Origin of the sequence: Microcystis sp. M53598_WE2 (assembly GCF_030067735.1) — a bacterium.
Lineage (GTDB): Bacteria > Cyanobacteriota > Cyanobacteriia > Cyanobacteriales > Microcystaceae > Microcystis > Microcystis aeruginosa.
This window is the reverse complement of the sequence record NZ_JASJFE010000062.1, coordinates 1-1,684: the sequence shown is the minus strand read 5'-3', so window position 1 is coordinate 1,684 and position 1,684 is coordinate 1. Positions and strand designations below refer to the sequence as shown.

The window sequence follows — 1,684 nt, the reverse complement described above, 5'->3', positions numbered from 1 at the left end:
GGGGGGAAAATCCCTGGACTTTTTCCCTGAAAATTAGGTAATTTACCCGATGAAAATCGGTAAAACCCCACACCCCACCTGCCCCCCCTTATCAAGCTATCCATTAGTCGGATCTTTCTTAACAAAAAGAGAAGAAACTTAAAAAAAGGGGAAACGATTGATAGGTATAGTTTTGAAAGAAGGAATTAAGGTGGAGGTAAGCAAAAAAATGGAGAAATGGGCAGCCCAAGAATTACAGTATGCAGACCTAGGGGACACCAGAAGAAAGAAAAGGTTAATCAGTATCGTAGAAAACTTGGCCAGTCAACCTAGTACAAGTGTGCCACAAGCTTCGGGAAATCTAGCCGCAGCGAGTGCCACCTACGACTTTTGGAATTCCCCCTATTTTCACCCCTCAGATATAATTGCCGCCCAAGCTAAAAGTACAGTAGAAAGAATCAAAGAACATCCAATAGTTTTGGCAGTGCAAGACACAACAAGTTTAGACTTTACGACCCAAAAAGCCAAAAAAGGAATGGGTTATCTAGATTATAAAAAATCCTTTGGTCTCAAAGTTCATACCACCTTAGGAGTGTCAGCGGAAGGAATACCTTTAGGACTGATTAATCAATATGTCTGGGCAAGAGAAGAAAAGAATTTAGGGATTGCCAAGCAAAGAAAAAAAAGAGAAACCGAAGAAAAAGAAAGTCAAAGATGGTTAGATTCTTTATCAGAAACACAACAACAAATACCCGAAGAAATTCAAGTAGTAACAATCGGAGATTGTGAGGCAGACATATTTGATTTATTTGCCCAATCAAGAAGTCCTAACTCTCATTTATTAATCCGAGGAACTCATAACCGAAAAGTTAACTATCTCGAAGACAAGCAAAAGTCAGGGCATCCAGAGCCTAAATATTTACATCAATCCATCAGAGAAATAAAAGCCTGTGGTAGCCTAGATGTGCAAGTAAAACGCAATCCTAATCACGAGGCTAGACTAGCTAAACTAACAGTTAGATTTGCCAGTTTTGAAATACAAGTACCTAAGCATCACTCGAAAGCGAACCCTCGTCAACCGGTCAAATTACAGGTAATTTTAGCTGAAGAAGAAAATCCGCGTCCTGGAGTTAATCCTATCAGTTGGCTCCTCTTAACTAGCCTAGACATTAGTAGCTTTGAATCAGCGATAACCTGTGTGCGCTGGTATAGTTATCGCTGGTTAATAGAACGCTATCATTTTGTTTTAAAAAGTGGTTGTGGATTAGAAAAACTGCAATTAGAAACGGGTCGTAGAATTGAGATGGCCTTAGCTACCTATTCAATTGTAGCTTGGAGATTACTTTGGTTAACCTATCAAGCACGCTTACACGGAGAGGAGAGTTGTGAAAGTTTTTTGGAAGAACATGAATGGCAATCTTTGTGTGCCACTATTCAGAAAAAGAGTCCGCCACCTGAAAAGCCGCCCTCCTTTCGAGAAGCGGTCAGAATGATTGCTTCTCTTGGGGGGTTTTTAGGTAGAAAAGGTGACGGTGAACCTGGTGTTAAAACTATTTGGTTGGGACTGCGAAGGTTACATGATATCAGCGAGACTTGGAAACTATCTCATCAAATTAGTCCCCCCATAGAACCCCCTTGAGCCATCTTGCACACTTTTCTCTTTTTGTCAAATTTTATGTTAAGAAAGATGTGACTAATGGATAGC

Annotated in this window: 1 protein-coding gene; it reads left to right on the top strand. The window is 40.3% G+C overall.

What is annotated here, in order from left to right; all coding sequences use genetic code 11:
- Positions 1-208 precede the first annotated feature (208 nt).
- The gene (locus tag PX636_RS01445) at positions 209-1,618 is read left to right on the top strand and encodes an IS4-like element ISMae7 family transposase (protein WP_288115999.1); all 1,410 of its coding nucleotides are present in this window, start codon (positions 209-211) and stop codon (positions 1,616-1,618) included.
- Positions 1,619-1,684 lie beyond the last annotated feature (66 nt).

Bases quoted from the DNA above. Each gene is read 5' to 3' on its own strand.
- PX636_RS01445 (WP_288115999.1), top strand. From the start codon at position 209: ATGGAGAAATGGGCAGCCCAAGAATTACAGTATGCAGACCTAGGGGAC.